This window comes from Massilia varians, assembly GCF_027923905.1.
Lineage (GTDB): Bacteria > Pseudomonadota > Gammaproteobacteria > Burkholderiales > Burkholderiaceae_D > Telluria > Telluria varians_B.
This window is the reverse complement of the sequence record NZ_AP026966.1, coordinates 1,742,445-1,758,574: the sequence shown is the minus strand read 5'-3', so window position 1 is coordinate 1,758,574 and position 16,130 is coordinate 1,742,445. Positions and strand designations below refer to the sequence as shown.

Here is a 16,130-nt window from a genome sequence, read left to right as displayed (position 1 = left end):
CCAATTCCTGCACATAGTCGCAGTCAAGGGTGCAGTTGCTTGATCTATATCATGGTCGAAGCGGACGGGTTCTCTACAATGTACTGATGACTACTCAGCTTGAACCCGACCTTCACCGCAACGCTAAGTTGCTTGTTGCGGCTGTCCAGTTAAGGAAGACGCATGGGTTACTGTATGTCATGCGGTTTCTTGAGGACCGTGGCTTTGCCAACGTGGTTATTTGGGAGGTACTCAATCTCATCCCGGCTGGCACAACCAGAGAACCTCCACAGTCGTAAATCAGGTACAGAACTGCGTTGCACTACTAGTGGAAGCGATGTCAATGCTTGTTGTCAGATGCGGAAGTCGTCTATCGACTTTCCGCTAGCGAGCCCTTCTGCAATCCACTTCGGCTGGCGCCCACGACCAGTCCAGGTCTGGCTATTGTCGCCGGGGTTTTGATAACGCGCCTGAATCTTTTGTCCCTTGCTGCTCTTCGATTTCTTGCTACTTGCAGCAAGCAGCTCCTCGACCGACACCCCCGCCTCCTGAGCGATTGCTAGGATTTGCTCCCGTGCTTTCTGCAAATCTTGGTGCTGGCGGTTCTTGATTTCCTTTTCAATGTCATGCTGCAGGCCCTTCAGTTCGCCAAGGTTGTAGCCCGACAGATCAATATTTACCATGATGATATCCCTTCAATTTAGTTGAATGTCTTGCGCATTGCATCGATTCTACTATGCGCCATGGGCTAGCTCGACTGCAATTGCGCCTCTTCTTCTAGCTGCGGACCAAAATCAGGCCTTGCTCACTGAGGAGGTTGACATGAACACAAGTAGCGATGCCGGCAGCCGGCGTATTCCATGGAACAAAGGGCGTCTGGTCGGTCAGAAGTTCCCTTTGAAGTTGAAGGAAATCTGGGCGATAAGGATCCACTGCAGATTGCGGAACACTCAAGAAATTTAGCACTTTTTAATCTGGCGATCGATAGCAAGCTTCGTGGTTGCGACCTCGTTAGTCTGAAAGTGAAAGACGTCGCTCAAGGTGGCAGCATATTCCATCGTGCGATTGTTATGCAGCGGAAGACCCACCGGCCTGTTCAGTTCGGAATCACGGAGCAGACTCGCCAATCGGTTCAAGGCTGGATTGCAGCTGGAGAGCTTACATCGAACCAGTATCTATTCCCTAGTAGGGCGAAGAACTCGCATCATCTTTCGACTCGTCAGTATGCACGCATCGTCGCCAAGTGGGTGCGATCCATTGGCTTGGATCCAGCGGCGTCTGGAACTCATTCAATGCGGCGGACGAAGGCGATATTGATCTATCGTCGTACGAAAAATCTTCGTGCTGTACAGCTGCTTCTCGGCCATACTAAGCTAGAGAGCACAGTGCGCTATCTCGGCATTGAGGTCGACGACGCACTCGAGATCGCTGAGCAGACCGAAGTCTGACGTACGAAACAGGATCTGTCGCTCACAAATGCGTATAAGTGGCCTTGTCGTCAAGGCCGCTTACGGCTTGGAAAATTGCTCTCGACATGAATGGTAAAATTTTGCCGGGCCAAGTTTCCTTTTTCGTTGGTGCGCTAGAACTTGCGGCAGTTGGCCAGCCGCCGAACAAGATACTGTTGCGCGATAGCGCCCGGTATCGAAAGGAAAAACATGCGCAAACAGCCTGCTATTCTTGAAGGTGCATACCAAGTGATCGAGAAGCGTAGCTTGCGGGCTACGGCCGAGACTGACCCCGCAAAGTGGAGTATTTGGAAAGAAATTTGGGCGTGCTCGACGTTTGAGGAGCTTGCGAGGCGTTGTCCGGCCCCCATCCATACTACAAGCACGAATCGACGCATCACTTGGAGAACTGAGGCTCGGTGGGCATTGAAGTGCGGCTGGATAGTCCAAGTCAAAAAGCCCTGATGACGAAAACATGGAGCACTTATTGTTCACCGATCTGTTCTCGCCACGGCCCGACATTTGGGAACTGCGCGGCGATTCGCACCTCTGGGATGAGCTTGCGGTGCATCTCGCCGAGGTCACAGTGCCGAATTCTGCAAACGCAGTGCGCCAGATCATCGCAAGTGCGGTCGAGACTCTGACGGGCGCGACCCTGGACGGAACTGGCGTGGTAGTGATCGATCGCTATCCAGACGACGGAATGTCGAGCCGTCATGTATCCCTGCGATTCTGGAACGAGAAGGCTCTCCCGCTTCTTATTTCTCGGTTCCGAGGACGGCCCCCGAAAACGCGAGACTATTTCGCAGAGCTTTACGTGGCTGGCTTGTTCGGAGATGCCGGCTGGGCTGTTTATTTCCCGAAGCGCGACGTCGGCTTTGACTTCGTCGTATCCAAGCAGGTGGCAGGTGACATCATACTCCGCCCGGTACAGGTTAAGGGACTGTACCCCACGCCAGAGAAGCGGGACCGAGACACGTATGGCTTTGCTGGCGTCCTTAGCGCCGTGCATCCCGAGATGGTCGTAGCTATGCCATTCTTTTCAGCCAGAGAGCGGGGTGCTGCTCCGACATGCATTGCCTTCATGCCGCTGGCTGCCATGCGAGACCGCGAACGTGGTGGTGTTCGGTGTGTTCCATGCAGCCTGTCCAAAGGCGTACCGCGACCGCGCCCAAGCTTTCTCTCGTTCATGGGCGATGCAGGATTGAAGGCGCTGGAAAATGCAACATGGAGTGCCTCGGTCCCTGTCGGTATTGCTTTATAGGGAAACAGCGTTTGCGACTATCGGTGGATTTTTTGCCGCTTGCAAAGCGGCTAATAAGTGCGACAGGCCGGTTCCGGCCAAAAGCAGACTTTCAAGTCCAGTACTAACTCATCACGTATGGGGAGGTCGATGGTCGACTTCGCACTGTTCAACGCGTCGCGAGGGCAGTTGAGTCCGCAGCGATGATCTTTGCGTTGACTCTTCCGTGTCGTGCATAGCAAACTTGCAATAGCGAGATTAGCTCAGGCTTGGTATAGCGTCGCTGGCGTCGAGCGCGCTCAGCCTGGACAGCGTCAAAGAGCTCTTTTGGAATGATTGGTGCGACTGCATCAGGCTTCACGACCCACCTGGTGGGCTCGTTGCGTGTCCGAGGCACTGACAATTTGCAAGAACGCCGGTTATACGCGAGCGCGCCGCAATACTTGACGTTGGTTAGAAGCGAGTTGACCATGGCTTGAGTCCACGGTCTGCCAAACTCACTTGCGATGTTTTCGCTGTTCAGTAGCCGCACAATGCGGCGCTCACTGTACCCTTCATCCAAGTAAAGCGCATAAACGCGCCTGACTACAGCAATCTCGTCGTCTGGTCCCCATATGAGGATTACTCGATCGGTTGACGAAACTTTCGTCTCGCCGTACTCGAGTACGGCTCGCGGAGTACCACAAGCTTTGAGCGCGAGGCGCCGTAGTCCATAGCCGGCATGCCCGCCTTGTTTGAAGCCCATCGCAATGAACCGAGACTGTGCTGCGAAGACTTTTTCAGAAAGATCACGACTGTACTCAGCAGCCATGACACGCTTCATGCTCTTCAGTAGCGAAGCGTAGGGGCCACTATCGTCGGTGAAGCGCTCACCACAGTACGCCACGGTGATCCCAGCACGACGACAGGTATGTTCGTGATACGCAGCCTCGTCAACGTCCTGGAACCGCCCCCAGCGGCTAATGTCATAGACGATGATATAGCTGAAATCTGGCTGTGCTGACTGAACGTCTTTCATCAGCGACGTTAGGCCGGCCCGCCGTCTGATATCCAGACCGCTTTTGCCCTCATCGACATACTCACGAATGAGAGTGAGATTGCATGCAGTTGCGTACTCTCGAATCTTCGCGCGTTGGTGATCAGTCGAGTAGTCCTGGCTCTCGGTCGACATCCGCACGTACATCACCGCCCGGTTCGGGTTGTGTTGCTGAGCCATGGACGCCTCCGTCAAGGATATCCGAGAGCCGATCTTACCCGGAAAATCTAACCGTAGACTAGTATTGCATTGCAACCGCCTAGGGGCACGCTCTAGGCTGCTGTGAAGACCACTATCGATTGCGGTGTGTTGGGTTAAGGGCACCTCGAAAAACCTCGGCTGACCTGACGCAAGCTGGGTAAAATCCTGACATCGAACCAAGCCAGCGAGTGTCGTGATGATGAAACCCCGGATCAGTCTATTTGCCGAGCAGGAGCGTGAGGATCGGCGGTCGAAACTGGGTGATCCGTTGGTGGGCCTGGCCGAGCATGTGGATTTCGAGGCGCTGGCGGCACGTATCGATGCCGTCGCGCCGCGTCCGTCGCGGGCCAAAGGCGGCCGTCCGCCATACCCGACAGTACTGATGATCAAGATCCTGGTGCTGCAACAGCTCTACAACCTGGCCGATGACGCGCTGGAGTATCAGTTGCTGGACCGCCGCAGCTTCCTGCGTTTTCTGGATCTGACTGAAAGCAGCAGTATCCCCGACGCCAAAACGATCTGGCTGTTCCGTGACCGTCTGGCGCAGGCGGGCGTAGGCGATCAGGTATTCGAACAAGTCCAGCAGCAATTGCTGTCGCAAGGCTATCTGGCGCGCTGCGGCCAGATCGTCGACGCCTCGCTGGTTCAGGCACCGGTTCAGCGCAACAAGCGAGAAGAAGCCGAGACGGTCAAAGAAAGCACGATGCCGCTGAGCTGGAAGCCGCACAAGCGGGCACAGAAAGACGTTGATGCCAAGTGGACCAAAAAGCACGGCAAGAATCACTTTGGCTACAAGTTGCATGCCAGTGTTGACAAGCGTTGCAAGCTGATCCGCAAGATCGTCGTCACCCACGCTGCGGTGGCAGATACCAACGTCTTTGAAGAGTTGCTCGACCTGAACAATACTAGTCGCGATGTGTATGCCGACCGGGGCTACCCCAGCCTTGAACGGGAAACCAGATTGAAGCAGGCGGGCTGGCGCGTGCACATCCAGCGACGCGGCCATGCAACCAAAGGCATTTCCGACACGCAGAAGCGACGCAATCGCGCGATCGCCACGCCGCGCGCTCGTGTCGAGCATGTGTTTGGCGCCTTGGCGCAGATGGGCGGCAAATTGGTGCGCTGCCTGGGGATCGTGCGCACGACGTTCGCCCTGCACCTGAAAGCGGCCAGTTACAACCTCAAGCGTCTCGTCTTCTTGAAGAAACACGGGGTTGCACCGTTCTAAACCAGCAGTTTGGCAGCCTTCGGCTGCCAAACTGGCCTGATTCGAGGGCGATCTTCGCTATCAAAATGACGCTGCCGGCGCGCGCAACAGCTCGGGGCCATTCGATCGCGCGTCATATCGCCTCGATCATGCCAAAAGCCGGGTTATTCGAGGTGGCCTTAACGAGAAGTTCGACAACGACATGGGTCTGCTTACGACCCAAAGCGGACACAGTCAGCATTGCAAACTTTCAAGCGCTCCATCGTTTGTAACGTAGTACAGTCGCGCGCAGATAGCCACACTGAGTAGAACTCTCAGCGTTTATTACATTCTATCTTGCATCCCGTTCGCTACTATCCAAATATCGAGCTGCCCACGTCTTTCACCGCGAACCTTAGGATCAGAAAAACGAAAGCTTAGTTGATAGGTGGGCAACTGTATTTTAATTTTTTTAGCACCTTACTTAGGTCGTCGGGAGTAGCACAATCCTTAACAGAAGGCGCCGTTAATAACTTGAATATCACCTGCCTCGCCATCTCTTGAATAGAAACGAGGTCCGTTCGCTCAACGTCGGTCTTGCCAGCATGCGCGATACTTGAGCGTATGTCGTAGAGCCGTTTAAACTCGCGTTCGCCACGGGCTCGAGACTCTTCATCTTTGCCAAGCAAAAGGGTTACATTCTCTGTAATTTGAAAAACGATTGAAGGAGCAAAGCTACCTTTTTCAGGGGTAAATAGGACTTCTAAAGCAATAGCGGCTTTAATGAATGCGCTCGACGAAACTTTCTCAGCAATTGACTGCCCTACCCAGTCGACTGCTAGCAAAATCTTCTGCATAAGTTTGGTGTTTGACTTCGCCCCTAAATGAGCCCATATCCTGTCGAATCCAACTTCTGACTTGAGGAAATAAGGATCATCTATGTCTAGATCGTTAGCAGCAGAATCGCTACCAATTGAAGACGACCACGTCGCCTTACTCATCACTATTGTTTTCTTTGCAATAGGTCCGGGTGATCCGAAGATTGTAGGAGCAAAGGCGCTTTCAGGCCCCAACATGCAGTAGATTGCGTTTTCAAACTGCTCATAGCGCGCATCTGCTAGTTCTAAAGCAATCAATTGGTCCCGAGCATCTACAGTACAGCGAATGAGGTAGGGATCAGATGTATCCATTAAGGTCTCATCGATCGTCCCCCTTAGCGCTTCATTGAGTGCAGTCGCATCATTATCAATGTGGTAGATAACGTAATTCCCGAGCACTACCGGCCCTGATTCCGCCCTTTTTATTATTCGGTGAATTGGCCGGAACACATCATGTGAAATGAATGGTCGGCTCTTAAGCTCCTGCAGAAACGCAGTCACAGCCTTCCTGTCGACTTGTTGCGATCCAATTACAAAGGGTGCGATAAACTTGACGACTTCTTTTTCAAATGTGATCGGCGAATAGGTAGTGGTTATGGCTTTTTCACGTTGAAATAGATCGCGGACAGCTGCATAATAGTCCGGGACAGAATCTGGAGGGATAGATATACCGTGTGCGTTCCGAGGAAACTTACGTGCTTTAGGAGGAATAAAGCCCTGAACCGCATATCCGATCATGCGGTTCACTAATCCTGTAACGTCAACTTGCTCATTCATGGTTAGCTCTAGCATTTGCAACCTAATAATTGTAAGGCAGTCAGCTAGCCTTAAATCAGCCTCAACGGCCGGTCCTGGCCGAAGGTGGCCTTTGGGGCACCTCGAATAACCCTTGATTTTGCCGCCATCAGCGGGCCGAGCGTTTGAGTGTGGCCGGAAATGCGCGAGCGACGCCGTTTCTCGGCCTGTTTTTCAGGCTGCGGTGCTCGATTTCAGTGGTCCGGACGGACCCTGGGCGTCAGAACGCCTCGATCCGGGCCTCCTTCAAATAGACGAGGCGCTGTAAGTTGTATACAGCTACCTTCCAGCTCAGGTGCAGCGTGGCGCGCGCCAGGCCGATCGAACGCAAGGCCTTGCCACCCATCTGCGCCAGGGCGGCGAAGACATGCTCGACGCGGGCGCGGGTCTTGGCGATGCGGCGGTTGCGGCGCTCCTGGGTCTCCGAGATCGGCTTGTCTTTGCTGCCCTTGCGCTGAATCTGCATGCGCCAGCCTTGCTTGCTCAGCCTCGCTTCACGCTCGCCATCGACATAGCCCTTGTCAGCCAGGATGTTCCGATTTGTGTTGGCAGGGTCGAGCACTTCCTCGAAATGCGTGGTGTCGTGTTCGCTGGCCGTGCTCACTTTGATCTTGCGTACCAGCTTGTAGCGCTTGTCGGCGTTGGCCGAGACCTTGTAGCCGAAATAGGACTTGCCGTGCTTTTTCGTCCAGCGCGCGTCCGTATCTTTCTGGCGCCGTTTGGCTGGCTTCCAGTCGGCCGGCATCGCGCCTTCGCTGACCAGGGCTTTCTCTTCCTTGCTCAGCGACTGCCTGGGCGCCTGCACGATGCTCGCGTCGATCATTTGGCCGCCGCGAGCAATGTAGCCGTGCATGGACAACTGGCGATTGACCGCATCGAAAATGCTCTCGCTGGCGCCGGCTTGGATCAGGCGCTCCTTGAAAGTCCAGATCGTCGTTCGGTCCGGGATCTGGCTGCTGGCGCGCAGTCCGACGAAACGCTGAAAGCTCAGGCGATCAAGCAGCTGGAATTCCATCTGCTCATCGCTCAAGTTGAACAACTGCTGGATCAGCAGCACGCGCACCATCAGTTCGGTGGGGAACGGTGGACGGCCGCCGCGTTCGCGGCTGGGACGCGGTGCCGCACGATCGACTTCGGCGGCAAGGGCAACGAAGTCGACATGCTGCTCCAACACCCGCAGCGCATCGCCAAGCTTGTTCAGCTTGGCTTCGCGCTCCTGGTCGGCAAACAAACTGGTCTTGATCATGAAAATTTACGTCAGGTTCGAGGCGACAGCATCATGACAGATTCGGGAGGGTTTTTCGAGGTGCCCTTTGATCTCGTTGCGGCTTTTTCCTAATAGACGGTTAACCCTTCAACGCAACGATCTTGTCTACCGTGCGCTTGGCAGTTCGACCGTAGAGTGACAGTGTTTCCTGGATATTATTCTGTACGGCCGCGCGATTTTCGTCGCTCAGAGTGGAGAACGTCATGTCATGCAACTTGCGCGAGCGATCGACCAAATCGTCTAATCGATGCGAGAGCTGCCGAATCTCCAACAGCTTTCGCTGGAAGTCGGTGTCGAAGGACCACAGCGCCGATACTCGCGAGTCCAGCAGCGGGACCGGGTACTTCTGCAAAACAGCCGATTTGCCGTCGTTCTGCTCACCAAGGGCAGCAAACTGAGCGATCTCTTCATCCGACCACGCGAGCTGAATGTCGATGCGCTTGCTCCGATTCGTGTACTCTTCCGTGCGTTCACCCCAGTCGTAGATGCTCTTAAGCCAGATGAAGAAGTCTCGGTCGAGCGTACCCTCGCGAATCCGCACCAAATACGTCACTGTGGCGAGCACACTGCTCAAGTCATGCAGTTCAGCGAGGATCGCTTCCCGGCCAAGCTTGTTTTCACGCTTGCGCTTGATGCCATCCACAATAGTGGGCGCTAGCAAGCCCATCAGCCAGCCGATCAGCAAGACAATCAGCTTTTCCCAAATGTCCGACATGGCCGCGAGCTTTGCCAAAATTTCGTCCGTCATTCGTTGTTACCCGAGTTGAAGAACTGGCAGTGTAGCTCATCCGTATACCATGCTGCGAACTACCTGTTGTTGAGCACGTCAATGATTACTGTGACACCCGCCAGCCGGGCGATCATCGTGCCTCCGATTTGGACCAGTCTAGCTGCGAACAGGACTGCCATCTTAATGCCCGCGTTGTCGATGTGAACGTCCGCTATTGGCCTATTTTGTTGAAAAACTCGGCTCCAGTGTCGGTCGGAAACGGTGAAACGGTAACTCGACTGTCCAAAACGGCCACCATGGCACGAATGCGAGTTAGTTGGGCTGTCGACATCACCGAAAATTCGTTATAAAAGTTGCCGCCCGACTTTTTCAACACAATAGGCCGATAGCGGACGATAGATACGGTTCAGTGTACCCAGCTGTTGCCTGCTGAGCAACTAGAAGGTTTTGTTAGGCGCTCTTAGATCATTTATTTTTGTAGTATTTCCCCTTAGGCAATAAAGCATTCATTGGCGGCTTACTCGCTTTGGAGATGTCAAAAAGAAAGCGGAGCTTTCGGGGCGAGGTGTATATGGCGTGGTAGAAAACGAACTCCACTCCATTGTAAGTACGACACTCCAGGTAGGCGTCCGTCATCTTACCCTCCACGACCGTTCGTAAGGCACCGAGATCCTTCGCAGGATTGATGGTAAAGCTTAAGATCAGTGCCTCCCAATAAGCTTGTACGTGTGTCAGCGCTTCGCGATTCAAATTGATTTTTCCAAGATGAAAATCCACCAGTTTTGAATGCGTCCGATCCTTTCCTGTAGCGAAAAACCTAATATCATCTAGTTTTGTTTTTGGTTCGAATTCGGCGCTGATTACCTTGTAACGAAGAAATCTGTCGAAATACGGGTGCCAAAGACGCTGCAGTGGGCTCCGCCCGCGTGTGGATGCAGGCTCTCGTTTATCTCGATAGCCGGGAAACCATTGTCCCTTAGCGTTACTGCCTTGACAATCCGAACAACTAGGAACCAGATTTTGGCTGAAGGAAGAATATTGCGGAAAGTGTGCCTTTGGCAGATAGTGGTCGGCGGTTACATTTTTTTGCAATCCGCAATAGGGGCATGCACTTAATCCTTGCCGCATCGGCAATCGCTTCTTGATTAACTTGGTCAATGGCGCACCGGATTTGTACTTGCTTTTTAATTTCTGGGCGGCGGTGGATCCCAAATTTTCCCCATGTCGAAACGCGCCATACGGATTCCGGCAATTAAGCCAATAATCCGTGTAGGCTCTACGTAGAGATGAATGGAAAGGCTGCAGATCCAAGTCGCCTCTGCAGAAGTCTCCGAGATCCCGATAATCCGTCCACTTCGGCTTACCTAGGTAATTTGTCATCGCTTCCTTGCGCCATAATTTCAGGGATGCTATTTACGCCCTCCGTGCCGACTAATCCGCGTAAATCTCGTAGGAGATCTGGGTGAATGCTGTCTGTGGCACGATCCATTATGAACTCCATTAAGCGAGATCGAGTCAGAGACGTCGCATCAGAGTGTTCGAAAACAAATTGAGATATCGCGCCAATACTTCCTCCCCGCGTTTGAAGCGTTGGCCGGGCAAAGTCGACTCCTTCCTCGTCACTCGGCTTTATCACCGTAACATAATTCTTGTCGAGTTCACGGATTACATAAGGTGAGTGTGTTGATATTATTGCGATCGATTGAGTCGCTGCCAACGCGTCGTAGAGGATAAGCATCACGAGCGATATGAATTGAGGATGCAAATGTACCTCGGGCTCGTCGAACAGGTATACGGTATTTTCGTGTGCTCCATCATATAACCGGGTGAGGAATGTCAGGATGACTTTCTGGCCCGCGCTAATTTCAAGCGAATTCCCATCCTCATCGATAAACTCGACCGGTCTTGTTTGGTCAAAATCTTTTGCCGGAGTCGATGCTTCTTTGTCGAACATGGCCTCGATCGACTTCCAGTGGACATATACTCCGTCTTTCCGAGGAAAATGTAACTTTTCAATAGGAATGTGGTCCCGAGCAATCCGGTGCAAGGCGCTCCAACTGAAATCCGAACGATCATCGGCCGAACTACTAACAAGATCGAAAAGAGGCTGTGCGAGCTGGATCCAGGCTTGGCCAAACACATTCAACGGAACTATCTTGACTTTTTTATCGGCAAACCGCTTCCATCGATCCGGTTCGTGTGTCAGTACAACGACGCGTCGCTGGTTCTTTTCGATCACTTGCCTCACCCATTCACGCGACTCTTCCGCAACATCGGATGGTGAGAAGCCTGAAAGGGTTGATGCTATGTCCATCAGTAATCGCGTTTTTCCCAAACCATTACGGCCAATGAAGGCATGAATTAAATTCTGCCCAAGGGAGTCGGGCTTGAAGTCCAGAGCCATTAATGATCCGGAAGTTGATATCGTCTCAAGAAACTGAAGCTCGAAGTTCGGCATCAGCTTGGAGACACCTTCCCGAGCCCGCAGAAAAAGCTTTTTCAGCCCAATAAAACTGAGGTATGCCTCGCTCGTGCGTAAAAAAGACATCTGGACTGCATTTGTTTCAAGCATTGCCAGGAACGTCGTGTCGTTCGGTGTGAACAACCTGCACGCGGCAATATCGTTTGCTGCGAGCAGAATTTCTCGCGTATCCTCAGGCGAGATCTGCATTAACAGATAGACATAATTATCCTGGCGGCCGAGAAACGTGGAAAATTTTAACCCACTATCATCCGCTGATATCTCGACGGGGGCGTCAAGGCGGCCCAAGAACGCACTAGTATTATTTTCGCCATCAATATACGCTTTGACCCTAGTGCTCAATACTATGTCTCTTCCCGCATGTCGAATAATCATATCAACCATCAAGCTGTAACCAAAATCGTTCCATCTATTGGTTGATGGAACGATAAAGATTTCCGTCTCATTATTTGATTGAGGGGAAGGCGGCACCCATCTCGATAGGAATACTTTTATTTGCATGGGTTCGTTTGGAATGGCTCAGAAAGTTGATCTTATGGCGGGGGAAGCCGCTGGTTTGAGTGAATCGCTTACCTGGCCGAGCCCGGCCGTTCGTAAGGCTCAGTGTACGGCCCGTATTGCTCTGCTGGCAAGGCTGTTTTTTGATATACATAGTTAATGCCGAGCGCAATCGCCCGCAGCTCCATCACACTATCCCTTCTGTTTGATAAGCACACCTACGCTCCTTGCGCACGTAACGCGCAACGTATCGCAGCTGCACAGACGCGGACTTCACAGCGACGATGCACCTCGTCGGCAATATCCTGTAGACTGGCTTGGGCATGCTCCGTCACGATACCGTGCGAGGCTGCGATATACTCAGGGTTCAACGCTGGCGGCCTGCCGACAGGCAGGACCGATGGGGCAGAACCGTCGAGTGAACGCTTGTCGCAATGGTGTGCGCTTCCATACCGTGACAATGTGCCACGGCTACATGATTGGTTTCGTCTAAACCCTAATAACCCTTTACACTCTACGTCTCATTATAATGACTGAGGTATTTTTTGCGCCCGAAGTTATCAAAATGCTTAAGTGGTACGTCTACCGCCTTATTGACCCTCGAAACGGCGAGACGTTTTACGTAGGGAAAGGCACCGGTAACCGTGTCTTCGCACATGCACGGGCAAATTTGGACGGCCATGATATTGGGGATAAGCTGAAACGCATCAGGGAAATTATTATTGGAGGCTTCGAGGTATCTCACGTAATTCATCGACACGGAATGGAAGAAAAGACAGCATTCGAAGTTGAAGCGGCGCTAATGGACGCTTACGCCGGGCTTACAAATGTGGCCGGTGGCATCGGTAGCGTCGACTTCGGCGTAATGCACGCTAGTGAGATAATACGCCGCTATGCGGCTGAAGAAGCGACGTTTTCGCATCGCGCCCTACTTATCAAGGTCAATCGTTCCGCGGCAGAAACGTCGTTATACGAAGCGACACGGTTTGCGTGGAGGGTAGATCCAAGAAAAGTGGCACACGCAGAGGTAGTGCTTGCGGTTTCACAGGGATTGATCGTTGGCGTATTCACAGTTGATCGATGGTTAGAGGCGACTGAAGAGAACTTCCCAGGGCGAGAATCCGAGCCAGAGCGCTACGGGTTCGAAGGAAAAGAGGCCGCGCTCGACATAAAGACTCAGTACGTCGGAAAGCGTATCCCTAGCAAATATCGTAAGCGAGGTGCAGCGAGTCCGGTTCGATATACTTGGTAATGAGCACGGGCCCAAAACGTTAAGTCACTGCTTCCGGAGACGAAAGCCTCAGGTATAGCTCGATGATGTTCAGGAGCCATGCTAAGCGTACCCTAGTGGAACTCAGCCCTTTCATTTATAAGAATGAGGCTTTAAATTCCGGTCAGTTTGTAACGCCCATCAGATATTTTTGATTGCAACTCCGATATCCTACACCGAAGCCCGTACTCAAGCTCATTCCCTTCTCTCAGCCACTCATTGAGTAAAACTATCTGCTCAGTGACAGACCTAATTTTTTCCTCATGACTCTGGATTCGCGCCTTAGCTTCAGTCCGTCTCTCGACTGATCTATGTGTTTGACTCAGTTCGTGTTGTCTCTCAAGCCAAGTTTTGGTCTTTTCCGAATTAAGCCTGTCCAAATAAGCAAGAGCTTTAGAAAGTCGCTCCCTATTTCTTTCTCTATTATAGAGAGTTCTTTGGAGCTTTTCCTGCACACGTACCATAGACGCTTCCCATCTTTCGATATTGGAAATCAATCGCTCTCTTTGCTCTTCATGATTTCGGCGCCGCCGTTCTTCATATTCCCTTTGACGATCCTCACGCTCTCGGCGTCGATTGTCGTAATCAACCAGCGCGGCAATAGCCAATGCCCTTCGGAAGTTCATTTAAAATCCGCCCAAGTATTTATGTTATGCATAAGTCATCGAGTCCGAGAGCTATCCGCTGAAGCAATGTCGCGCATAAGACGTTTGTCGCCTGTGCATGCTTTTTTCCTGATAGTTCGGCACGAGCTGCGGAGTCGGGATTACGTGAATACCCCATTCCCACGCAACCGAAACGCCTTTAGTTCCATAGCACTTTTTTTTACGAAATCTCTGACATTGCAAGCACTAACATCTATTTTCCTATCTACTGCCACCCCCACTTGAGACGATCATAAATTATGGCCAGCTTTTTGAAATGGCTCGCATAGCTCGATTTATCATACGCCATCTTTTCTTCATGCTCGATTAGAAATCCGCGCAGTATATCCAACTTTATTTTTTCTTTTGGGAGAAATGGAATCAAAGCAGCCGCATTTTCGGGGGTAGAGCTTGCAATAATTTCCTCGATACTCTGGTGGCGCTTTTTGAAAAACTGCCCAGCATACATCTTCAGAGGAAATTCCGACAGCTTACCCGCAGTCCACTTCTCTAAATTCAAACCGCTCGCCTGATAATCTTGTTCGCTTTGAATACCAACTTCCCTTAGGTATTTATAAACTGGCACGTACCTAGTATTCCTACCAGCTCTTTTAACGACAGAGGCAAGAATGCCTTCCGCATCATAGTTTTTGTCCTCATAAAGGAGATCATGAATAAGGTCAGCCACCTCTATCGTTTCATACCCTATGGCTGCAATCTCCCCTTCTGCGAGGGCCTTTACACCTACACCGACAACAAATTCCAAATTACTCTTATCTTGAATTGAATCGATATCGACGACTGCTATCTTTCGTTCGGGTTCGGAGGAAGCCACCAATTCGTATAACTGCTCCTTGCAATATCGCAAAATCCGGGCTGGGATTTTCCTTTTAGTCGCCGCTAACGCTCTATAAATCTCGGCGTAATCGTTTGTCTTAACTAATACAAGCGGGATCTGAATTCCTTCGATGGTAAGGTATGTATCAGAAACACCACTCTGTTCTTCACCATCCAGACGCTGGACAAATATCAAGTTTTGACGAAGCTGTTCGATATTATCCTTTCCAACACACATCGAAATCGATCTAAGCAAACTTGCAACATTTTCATCAGAAATGGAATAACCAAGAAAAACAACTGGGTGCTCGACAAATATTGTTATTAGCTTCGCAGCCAAGTAAGGGTTTCGCTCGTTGAATTCTCCGTAATCATCAGACGTCAATATCAATGAAGCCGGCCTAGTTGCACATCCATGAATCTTATAAATCTCACCGACTTCCTGAGGATTGGAGAATAGCAACTCGTTCTGGCCAATGTACTTTTTATAATCTGGATATAACTGTTCTAAAAAAAGATCCCAATTGGTCGTGATGATGCCATCAACATTTAAAGTTGATAAAAGTGCCACCTCTTCTGGATACCCTGATGCTTTTGCGTCGACCTCACCTAGCTTCGATAGATAACGAGAAATTTCTATACGCAATGCAGTGGTAGAGTGAGTTATCTTTGAAGAGTTCAACGCTACACTGTCAGCATATTCAGGCGCTTTCCACCAGTAGCCGTTAAATTCTTGAGCAATGAGTTTAGCGGCAGCTGGGTAATTTCCATCTGCACTTGCGAGGTAAAACTCAAATGGTTTACCCATAACGCAAAACTTTGAGAGCAACCCTTTCCAGTCTTCTAGCCCCAAATAGCGTCGCGAGAATCCCGAGCCCACAAACAGGAACGGTCCAGCTCCTTTTAGCTTAAAGAGTTCGGTAAGAGTTTGTTCGATGTTCATAACACATCCCAGCGGCAAGAAGTGGTGGTCCGCCTAGTGTATCTCATGCTCAAAATAACTTCTAAGCAATATTTCACAACAGTTCAGAAGATTGCAGTTGCCCCTTACTCATCTCGGTAACGGAAAGGCCTGACTGCGCGGAGGCAGGACAGTGGCTGACCATCTGTTTGCCAGTGCCCGGAGGGCAAGGAACAGGTATTCAAGGCGTGACGGCTCAGCGGACGATTGATTTTGGCCCTGGCGGAAGCGTGTCGCGCTTAAAGGCAAGGTTCGCATAAAGTCTCACCCTTATGGAACTCGTCGACGCTTTGCTCGAAGCTCTGCTGCCTACCCCTCATGCTCAGGTCAGAGAGCTAGCGAGACCGAGCAAGTTGCTTTAGCGTGCTCGAATAGCTCCTTAGATCTCAGCGATCGATTTGGGCAAAGCTCGCATAAAGTCTCACCTTATGCGGCCCATCTTGCTCTGTGCGATGCGGTCCCCTTCGAATGCTCCCGCTAGAGGAAACCGTTACCAGGTTCAGCGGGGTCTAGCAGCACTTTCTTGGGATTTGTGAAGAATCCTTTCTGCTAAAATAAACGCGCACATCCGTGCGCTTTATAGTGATGCGCCGCGCTCTAACACTACCACTCACTCACTCACTCATAAAGGAAGAAATCTCCTTATATAAGGGTTCGATTCCCGCCGCCTCCACC

The 16,130-nt window shown here is 51.5% G+C and carries 11 protein-coding genes and 1 pseudogene; 4 read left to right on the top strand and 8 right to left on the bottom strand.

Annotated elements, in window-relative coordinates; all coding sequences use genetic code 11:
- Positions 1–332: 332 nt before the first annotated feature.
- Entirely contained in the window at positions 333–662 is a 330-nt protein-coding gene (locus tag MasN3_RS08075) for an H-NS histone family protein (RefSeq protein WP_281913440.1), read from the bottom strand.
- A gap of 139 nt (positions 663–801) precedes the next feature.
- Between MasN3_RS08075 and MasN3_RS08070 the strand changes: the two are divergent.
- Positions 802–1,427: pseudogene (locus tag MasN3_RS08070) on the top strand (tyrosine-type recombinase/integrase).
- 487 nt (positions 1,428–1,914) lie between these two features.
- Positions 1,915–2,691: a hypothetical protein gene (locus tag MasN3_RS08065; protein WP_281913439.1), complete on the top strand. Its 777-nt coding sequence runs from the start codon at positions 1,915–1,917 to the stop codon at positions 2,689–2,691.
- Between the two features lie 148 nt (positions 2,692–2,839).
- Here MasN3_RS08065 and MasN3_RS08060 read toward each other — a convergent pair whose 3' ends face one another.
- Positions 2,840–3,886 carry a recombinase family protein gene (locus tag MasN3_RS08060; RefSeq protein WP_281913437.1) on the bottom strand — a complete coding sequence of 349 codons (1,047 nt, stop codon included), beginning with the start codon at positions 3,884–3,886 and terminating at the stop codon, positions 2,840–2,842.
- 220 nt (positions 3,887–4,106) lie between these two features.
- Here MasN3_RS08060 and MasN3_RS08055 point away from each other — a divergent pair, with 220 nt between their 5' ends.
- Positions 4,107–5,135, top strand: a complete 1,029-nt coding sequence (locus MasN3_RS08055) for an IS5 family transposase (protein WP_281914461.1) — start codon at positions 4,107–4,109, stop codon at positions 5,133–5,135.
- A 395-nt stretch (positions 5,136–5,530) separates the two neighbouring features.
- Here the strand turns inward: MasN3_RS08055 and MasN3_RS08050 are convergent, their stop codons facing one another.
- From MasN3_RS08050 to MasN3_RS08030, 5 genes are all read right to left on the bottom strand, one after another.
- Positions 5,531–6,748, bottom strand: a complete 1,218-nt coding sequence (locus MasN3_RS08050; RefSeq protein ID WP_281913435.1) for a HEPN domain-containing protein — start codon at positions 6,746–6,748, stop codon at positions 5,531–5,533.
- Between the two features lie 238 nt (positions 6,749–6,986).
- A complete protein-coding gene (locus tag MasN3_RS08045) occupies positions 6,987–8,012 on the bottom strand; it encodes an IS5 family transposase (protein WP_281913434.1) in 1,026 nt (341 codons plus the stop codon).
- 100 nt (positions 8,013–8,112) lie between these two features.
- A complete protein-coding gene (locus MasN3_RS08040) occupies positions 8,113–8,781 on the bottom strand; it encodes a hypothetical protein (RefSeq protein WP_281913433.1) in 669 nt (222 codons plus the stop codon).
- Positions 8,782–9,228: 447 nt separating this feature from the next.
- Positions 9,229–9,975, bottom strand: coding sequence for a hypothetical protein (locus MasN3_RS08035; RefSeq protein WP_281913431.1), 747 nt, complete (start codon positions 9,973–9,975; stop codon positions 9,229–9,231).
- A gap of 148 nt (positions 9,976–10,123) precedes the next feature.
- A complete protein-coding gene (locus MasN3_RS08030; protein WP_281913430.1) occupies positions 10,124–11,746 on the bottom strand; it encodes an AAA family ATPase in 1,623 nt (540 codons plus the stop codon).
- A 526-nt stretch (positions 11,747–12,272) separates the two neighbouring features.
- On the opposite strand from MasN3_RS08030, the gene MasN3_RS08025 reads away from it, so the two are divergent.
- Entirely contained in the window at positions 12,273–12,995 is a 723-nt protein-coding gene (locus MasN3_RS08025) for an LEM-3-like GIY-YIG domain-containing protein (protein WP_281913429.1), read from the top strand.
- Positions 12,996–13,883: 888 nt separating this feature from the next.
- Here MasN3_RS08025 and MasN3_RS08020 read toward each other — a convergent pair.
- On the bottom strand, positions 13,884–15,437 hold the full coding sequence (locus MasN3_RS08020; RefSeq protein ID WP_281913427.1) for an SIR2 family protein: 1,554 nt from the start codon (positions 15,435–15,437) through the stop codon (positions 13,884–13,886).
- Between the last annotated feature and the right edge of the window lie 693 nt (positions 15,438–16,130).

What these genes read in the sequence shown, in the direction of transcription:
- MasN3_RS08040 (WP_281913433.1), bottom strand. Translation starts at nt 8,781, where the DNA reads ATGACGGACGAAATTTTGGCAAAGCTCGCGGCCATGTCGGACATTTGG.
- MasN3_RS08045 (WP_281913434.1), bottom strand. Translation starts at nt 8,012, where the DNA reads ATGATCAAGACCAGTTTGTTTGCCGACCAGGAGCGCGAAGCCAAGCTG.
- MasN3_RS08050 (WP_281913435.1), bottom strand. Translation starts at nt 6,748, where the DNA reads ATGAATGAGCAAGTTGACGTTACAGGATTAGTGAACCGCATGATCGGA.
- MasN3_RS08025 (WP_281913429.1), top strand. Translation starts at nt 12,273, where the DNA reads ATGACTGAGGTATTTTTTGCGCCCGAAGTTATCAAAATGCTTAAGTGG.
- MasN3_RS08030 (WP_281913430.1), bottom strand. Translation starts at nt 11,746, where the DNA reads ATGCAAATAAAAGTATTCCTATCGAGATGGGTGCCGCCTTCCCCTCAA.
- MasN3_RS08055 (WP_281914461.1), top strand. Translation starts at nt 4,107, where the DNA reads ATGAAACCCCGGATCAGTCTATTTGCCGAGCAGGAGCGTGAGGATCGG.
- MasN3_RS08020 (WP_281913427.1), bottom strand. Translation starts at nt 15,437, where the DNA reads ATGAACATCGAACAAACTCTTACCGAACTCTTTAAGCTAAAAGGAGCT.
- MasN3_RS08075 (WP_281913440.1), bottom strand. Translation starts at nt 662, where the DNA reads ATGGTAAATATTGATCTGTCGGGCTACAACCTTGGCGAACTGAAGGGC.
- MasN3_RS08060 (WP_281913437.1), bottom strand. Translation starts at nt 3,886, where the DNA reads ATGGCTCAGCAACACAACCCGAACCGGGCGGTGATGTACGTGCGGATG.